Here is a 6,764-nt window from a genome sequence, read left to right as displayed (position 1 = left end):
CTTCGGAGGTTTGGCGAGCGCCTCCGCAGCGCCGCGAAGGTGTCTGATAGCCGCTAGAGCGCACTGGAGCCCAGCACGAACTCGCCGCCGGCCGCGAAGCCCCGACCGTTGTGACCTGTCCCGGTCCTCGACTCGTGCCCGAGGAGCTCCACCTTTGCTGAGCCTTCTGTGGCATGGGGGAGCTCGAGGGATATCGAGATCGCACTCGCGGTGTCTGTCAGCGGCTGGATCTGCATGCGGAGCTGGGCTGTCGTCGCAGGCCGCCGCGCGTCGAGGCGGCCTCGCGCGCGCGCGTTGACGATGCCGTCGCTGGTGCGGATGTCGAGCTCGGCGTCGAACTCGACCCGCCGCTCACAGATGCTCGGGGCGTTGGGACCCGGTGTGTGGACGACGATGTTCGCGACCGACGCCTCGATGAGGTCTGCGCTCAGCTGGGTCTGTGCTTGCGGTGATGCGTTGGGGCCGAGCCACCGCTTGGCGTCGGCGGTCCAGCGGATTGTCGTGGTTGTGGGCCAATGTTCGAGGGGGCCGAAGGCGTCGAGGGCTGATTCGAGCGAGTCTGCGGGGCGGGTCGTGAACTGACAGTGATCTCGCATCATTCGCGGAGCATTCGTCAGTGGTGGGGTCGCGGGTTCAACCTGGGTTTGCGCGAGGGCGTTGGAGCGCGGTGGGTCGGCCTGGCAGCTCGCGACGTGGGTCGCAGCGAGGCTCGCGAAGACGACTCCGAGGGCACGATCGCGCAAGAATTGCGAGGCTAGCATGATGTCCGCTGCATGATGAGATGTACTCCTCGGCTGGTGGAGATGATAGCATGGCCTCGTGAGTGCACCCAAGGTCGGTTGTGTCCGCTTGGCGCTAGTTGCCGTGATACTCGGGAGTGGCTGTGATCTGTATGGCAACCCCTGGAACCTCCCTGACGGAGTCGGTGAGACGGAGGGTGATCCTGACAGGACCTTCTTCATGGCCGAAGTGACCACCTACTCGACCGCGCCAAATAACTGTCAAGACTATGACGTCGCCACGGTCACCGAGGACTTCGAGAATACCCTGAAATTGGATCAATGGTCGGGGCAAAGACGGATAAGCTCGGAGACTCGACCGTCAGATTTTTATGATCAGGGGTTCACCGCGTATGGAAAAGACCACGTGTACGCCGACTCGAAGCGCGTCGCAGTCTTCGCCGGGCACGGCCACGTTGGCGCTCACGGGTTCCGTCTCACCGACCCCGAAAAGCCGGACGTCTGCATAGGTGAAACAGGCGCGTACATGGGGGGACAGGGGCAGGGTGATGAGCAGTCTCTGTTCATCAGTGTCGCGAGCTGCGGCGGTGCGTTCGATGAGGACCCACAGAGCCCGAATTTTCCCTTTGGTTGCTTCAAGCAAAGTTGGAACCTCAGTCAATTTCGGCAATGGCTCGGTTTTGCCGACTCTCCGGTTGTCGATCCGACCGGCCTGAGCACCTTCTACAGCAGCCTACCTCCGAACTACGACAGCGTTTCAGGACAACTCGATACCTGGATCGACGTCATGGAGTTTCCTGAGTCTGGTGTCGCCACGATGCCTGTCGTCTACACCAAAGAGACGCTCGCCGAGTCCCAGCAGTTCCACGGCGAGACCATTCATGACCAAATGAACATGCGAAGCGGAAAGCACATGAGTGACAACTCTCCGAACAAGCAGTACATAATCATGACGCCCCAAGTTCCGCTCGATGGCATTACTAATTTCTGCGTTGGAGGTCCATTTCCATGCTGACCCAGCTCATCTCGTGTTCACGGTGGCTGACCGTTGTAATTTGTGGACTATCCTTGGTCAGCGTTGTGGGTTGCGGTTCTGAAGATGACGCGTCCAGGGTGCGGCAGGCCGAGCAAGAAGGGATCCCAAGGTCGAACCACTGGGGGACGTTCTCGATGACCAGGCACACACGAACGCCTGACGACGTGATCAACCGCGCGGTGCTCATCGCCGAGATTGTTCTGCAAGACCCCGAGCTCCCCAGCCCAAGCCTCCTCGACCCCACGATGGTCGCGGAGTGGGCAGCGGCCGCCGCAGACGACCCATATCGGGAGGGAGCACTCCGCTTCGAGCTCGGCGGCCACGAACTGCTCGTTCGGTACCGACCGGCTTCTGACCGCCTCACAGTGTCGACGCCTGAACCATCGGAGCACTCCAGCGGAACCATTCCCGCTCCGGGGGCGGGCATGACAGCCGCCGAGGCCGCTGAGATCGCGGAGACTTGCCTGGGCATGCTGGAGGACAAGGGGGTGCTCGGGCAGCGAGAGTTCAAGCGTGAGCACCAGTACGCGAGCTCACGCCCGACCTATGTGGAGGCGTCGGGTCTCGCGTCGATTGATCGCTACAACTTCGTGTATCACCCAGACCTCGATGGACTCCCGCTGACGAGCGCTGAGGTCATTGTCAGCGTGAATGCGAATAGTGGCAGGTGCCAACGGATCACCGTGAGCGGCCAGGTCCTTCTCACTCGGATCGATGACGCGACCGTGGAGTTGACAAACGAGGACGTTGCGGCACGAATCGTCAAGGATCACGTCGCGGCAAGCGCCCCGGGTGGACTGGTAGAGGTGCATGTCGATGGGCACTTTGGATACTATTTACCGCTGACATCGAAGGCTGGCACGATCTCGCCCGTGTACATCGCAAGCTACGCAACACAGACCGGGACGCCGGAGCAACCGATCCTGAGTCGTCGCCGGCTCGTTGGGCTTCCGTTGGTCGATGCGGAACACGCTTCGCTGGTCGATCTACTCGGACCGGATTGGTAGAGTCGTCGGACTGCCGCGAACGGCCCTCATCTTGCTCGGTAGCAGCGGCGAGTTCGCGCCCATCGTCGGGCGGGGTTCCGGCCACGGGTTGCGGTCGGCATCGCGAGGTCGAAGATGTCGGACCCGTCGGCCGCGGGTACTCTCGAGGTGCTACCGAACGCCCACGTTGAAGTCGCTCGAACAGTTCGTAGAACGCAGTTCATGCGCAATTTGCGTTTCGGACTTGTTTGAGACATTATTCGGACATGCCGGAGTCGCCGATGTCCCCGTCCCAGGTGAAGCGGTCCTTAGATGGCCTGAAGTTGCATCTAGCCCCGATCTCTCTCAATCGGCTTCGGGCCATCGCGGGACTGCTTTCGGATGAGCACTCTTGCGCCAGCATCGCGGATGTCCACCGTGATCTGTTCCCGGACACGTCGACTGGCGCCGCCAATAAGGCGCTGACCAGGCTGAGGGATCAGCTGGCAAAAGCCGCCGAGGAGGCTGAGGTGGTCCTGGATTTGTGCAGTTCTGAAGCTCGCTCAGTTGGCGCCGAGGGGCGTTTGGTGTGGTTCGAGGGCGAGATCCCTCCGATCGAAGGCATGAACGTGACCGAGGAACTCGAGCGTGTCGGCATCGGGCTGATCGCCGACACAAAGGGCATCCCGGTCGGAGCCATCGAGCCTCGCGTCCGGCTAACGGAGCGGCGCGACGGCATGCCGGTTGTCCGCTTGTTCGTCAGCTACGCGCACGCCGACGATCAACTCACGCACAAACTGGTCGACGATCTGACGCCGCGACTCGCCAGCTCCTCCAAGTACTGCTTCGAGATTTGGCAGGACGTCCAGCTGCAGCCCGGTGAAGATTGGGACGGCAGGATCCGAGGTGCGTTGCATGAAGCCCATCTCGGGCTGATGTTGCTGACACCCGCGTTCTTTTCGAGCAACTACATCAAGAATGTGGAAATTCCGGAGTTCGTGTCGGGTCGCGCAACGGGAGTCGAGGGCAAACGGGTGATCCCCGTCGAACTCGAATTGCTCGAGTTCTCGAATACCAAGATGCACGGGTTGGATGAGCGACAGATCTTTCGGGGTCCGCCGCGGGACAAGCACCCGTTTCCCCGGCGAAAGAGCAGCAAGCGCAGCATCTGGATGAACGAACTCGTCAAGGCCATCCACCACGTGCTCGACACCTACGCGGACTCGGACCCCCAGCCTCCGTCGAGGCCTCCTGATCGTCGCACGCGACGTTTCAATGCCTCACACATGCTGAGCAAGGATCTCGAGGAGATCGAGGAGTGCGACCGCCTGATCGCGGAGACCAAAGGCCAGATCGCTCAGCTCGACGAGTCGTGGCTGGCACGCCCGCAAACGGACGAGTCGGCGAATTCGGTGTTCGCCGTGGACTATGTCATGCGGTGGCTGCAGGAGCCGTCGAGCCCTAGTCTGTTCGCTCTACTCGGCGAGTACGGCATGGGCAAGACGGTCACCTGCCAACGGGTCATTCGCGCGGTCGAGATGCACAACGCCACGGCCGCCGATCGCCTGCCGGCCCCGCTGTACTTCGACCTTCGCCGACTGACGAGCTTGCGTGGGCGCGAGCAGGTCCCACATCTGACCGAGATCCTGGATGAGTGCATTGAGCGTGGTTGGCCGCTGCGGGGTGACAAGCCGTCCGCGGAGGAGCTACTCGAGCAGGCCGCGGAGGCGCCGGTGTTGTTTGTGTTTGACGGACTCGACGAGGCGCTGGTCCACCTGTCCGACGTGCACGGGAAGGAGTTCACGCGAGAGCTGCTGCGCGTTCGGGAGTTGTCCGAGGGCGCGGGCTTCAAGACTCGTGTGTTGATCTCGTGTCGCACTCACTACTTCCGCAGCTTACCGGAGCAAGAGGCTCACTTCACGGGTCAAGACCGCGGCCGAACGAAGGCTGTTGACTACGCGGCGCTCGTGTTGCTGCCGCTTGGGGAGGAGCAGATCCGTGGCTACCTCGGGCGCGCGCTGCCAGAGCTCGATGTTGGGCGCGCGATCGAGCTGGTGCGCAGCGTTCATAATCTGCAGGAGTTGGCGGCGCGGCCGTATACGCTGCAGCTGATCGGCGAGCAGATACCCGCGATCGAGCAGCTGCGCGCTCGTGGCGAGACCGTACGCGGGGTGACGTTGTATGGCTTGATGGTTGGTAAGTGGCTGACCCGCGATGGCGGCAAGCACCACATCAAGCCCGACCACAAGCTCAGGCTCATGAGCCACCTCGCCGCGTGGACGTGGGCACGCGGGTCGCGTTTGGTGCCGGCGACCGAGCTCGAGGATTGGTTCGGGGCGTGGCTCGACAGCGATCCGGCCATGCGGCGGCGCTACGGCAACGTCGACCCCGACAAGCTCGAGGAGGATCTGCGCACGGCGACCTTTCTGGTGCGGGAAGACGACAAGGCCGGGCACCACTCCGGCTTTCGTTTTGCACATACCTCGATGCAAGAGTTCTTCTTGTCGAGCTATCTGTTCGATGCGCTGGTCGACGATGCGCCCGAACTATGGGGCTTCGAGAAGGTCAGCCCAGAGACCTGGGATTTCTTCGCGCAGCGCGTTGGCGAACGGGGAGAGGGCCCGCTCGTCGCTCGCCTGAGCGTGTGGGCACGCGGGGATCGGCGAGCGACGCGGTGGCTGGTGTTTCGCTATGTCTTGCTGGCTCTCGAGCGTGGTTGGGCGATGCCAAACGTGGTGGGGATCGATCTCTCGGATATCGAGCTTCAGGGGTGTGCCGTGCGGGGGCCGCTGGACCTCTCGGGGAGTCGCTGGGCGGGGGCCAACCTGCGACAGACGCGTTGGGTGAATGTCACTTTAGACGGGGCGTGTTTTGAACAGGCGGATCTGCGCTTCGTGGAGTGGGAGCGAGTGAGCGCCAAGCATGTCGAGTTCGAGGGGGCCCGGGCCGATGGCGGGGTGTTTCGTCGTGTTGCACTCGATGGTGCTCGGGGCGGAGGGAGTGGTCGCCGCTGCAGCTTCATCCACACGACGCCGCCGAGCTTTTGGCTCGAGGATGTGCGCGTGGCTCCGCATGTAGACGATGAGCATGTTCACGTTCGTTCGCTGACGTTGGACGCGCGCCATCGCGGGGCGGTCCGCTCGTGTGCGTGGTCGCACGATGGGACACGAGCGCTCTCGGCAGGCGACGATGGGACGCTTCGGTTGTGGGACGTCGAGTCAGGAACGAGCGTAGGGGTTTGGGAGGGCCATGGCGGTGGGGTCAGCTCGTGTGCGTGGTCGCCCGATGGAACACGAGCGCTCTCGACAGGCGACGACGGGACGCTTCGGTTGTGGGACGTCGAGTCAGGAACGAGCGTAGGGGTGTGGGAGGGCCATGGCGGTGGGGTCAGCTCGTGCGCGTGGTCGCCCGACGGAACACGAGCGCTCTCGACAGGCAACGACGGGACGCTTCGGTTGTGGGACGTCGAGTCAGGAACGAGCGTAGGGGTGTGGGAGGGCCATGGCGGTGGGGTCAGCTCGTGCGCGTGGTCGCCGGATGGAACACGAGCGCTCTCGGGAGGCGCCGACGGGACGCTTCGGTTGTGGGACGTCGAGTCAGGAACGAGCGTAGGGGTGTGGGAGGGCCATGGCGGTGGGGTCAGCTCGTGTGCGTGGTCGCCCGACGGAACACGAGCGCTCTCGGGAGGTAACGACGGGACGCTTCGCTTGTGGGATGTCAAGTCAGGGACGAGCGTGGGGGTTTGGGAGGGCCATCGGGGCTGGGTCAGCTCGTGTGCGTGGTCGCCCGACGGAGCTCGAGTACTTTCGGCAGGCTTCGACGGGACCCTTCGATTGTGGGATGCCGCTTCGGGGAGCACCGTCGCCGAGTGGGGGGGACATCGAGACTCGGTCTTCTCGTGTGCGTGGTCGCCCGACGGAACACGAGCACTCTCGGCAGGCCACGATGGCAGGCTTCGGTTGTGGGACGTCGAGTCAGGGACGAGCGTGGGGGTTTGGGAGGGCCATCGGGGCTGGGTCAGCT

4 protein-coding genes and 1 pseudogene are annotated in these 6,764 nt (G+C 63.2%); 4 read left to right on the top strand and 1 reads right to left on the bottom strand.

All coding sequences use genetic code 11. The features are described from left to right. Nucleotides 1-53 precede the first annotated feature (53 nt). Complete coding sequence (locus DB30_RS39815; protein ID WP_052559255.1) at nt 54-599, bottom strand: hypothetical protein; 546 nt, start codon at nt 597-599, stop codon at nt 54-56. A gap of 361 nt (nt 600-960) precedes the next feature. On the opposite strand from DB30_RS39815, the gene DB30_RS39810 reads away from it, so the two are divergent. The 4 genes and pseudogenes from DB30_RS39810 to DB30_RS39800 all read left to right on the top strand — a co-directional run. Then, nucleotides 961-1,755: a hypothetical protein gene (locus DB30_RS39810; RefSeq protein ID WP_146662797.1), complete on the top strand. Its 795-nt coding sequence runs from the start codon at nt 961-963 to the stop codon at nt 1,753-1,755. 185 nt (nt 1,756-1,940) lie between these two features. Beyond that, the gene (locus DB30_RS39805) at nt 1,941-2,783 is read left to right on the top strand and encodes a hypothetical protein (protein ID WP_146662795.1); all 843 of its coding nucleotides are present in this window, start codon (nt 1,941-1,943) and stop codon (nt 2,781-2,783) included. Nucleotides 2,784-3,028: 245 nt separating this feature from the next. After that, nucleotides 3,029-3,337 (top strand): annotated as a pseudogene (locus DB30_RS43355) (hypothetical protein); the annotation flags it as partial. 27 nt (nt 3,338-3,364) lie between these two features. Further along, nucleotides 3,365-6,764: NACHT domain-containing protein (locus DB30_RS39800; RefSeq protein ID WP_165704170.1), on the top strand; the 3,400-nt coding region annotated here is incomplete at its 3' end.

This window comes from Enhygromyxa salina (assembly GCF_000737335.2).
In the GTDB taxonomy this organism is placed as follows: Bacteria; Myxococcota_A; Polyangia; order Nannocystales; family Nannocystaceae; genus Plesiocystis; species Plesiocystis salina_C.
Note: the sequence above shows the minus strand (reverse complement) of the source record. Positions and strands in the feature narration are given on the sequence as shown.

Coding starts and splice junctions, on each gene's coding strand:
- DB30_RS39810 (WP_146662797.1), top strand. CDS start 961: ATGGCCGAAGTGACCACCTACTCGACCGCGCCAAATAACTGTCAAGAC.
- DB30_RS39815 (WP_052559255.1), bottom strand. CDS start 599: ATGATGCGAGATCACTGTCAGTTCACGACCCGCCCCGCAGACTCGCTC.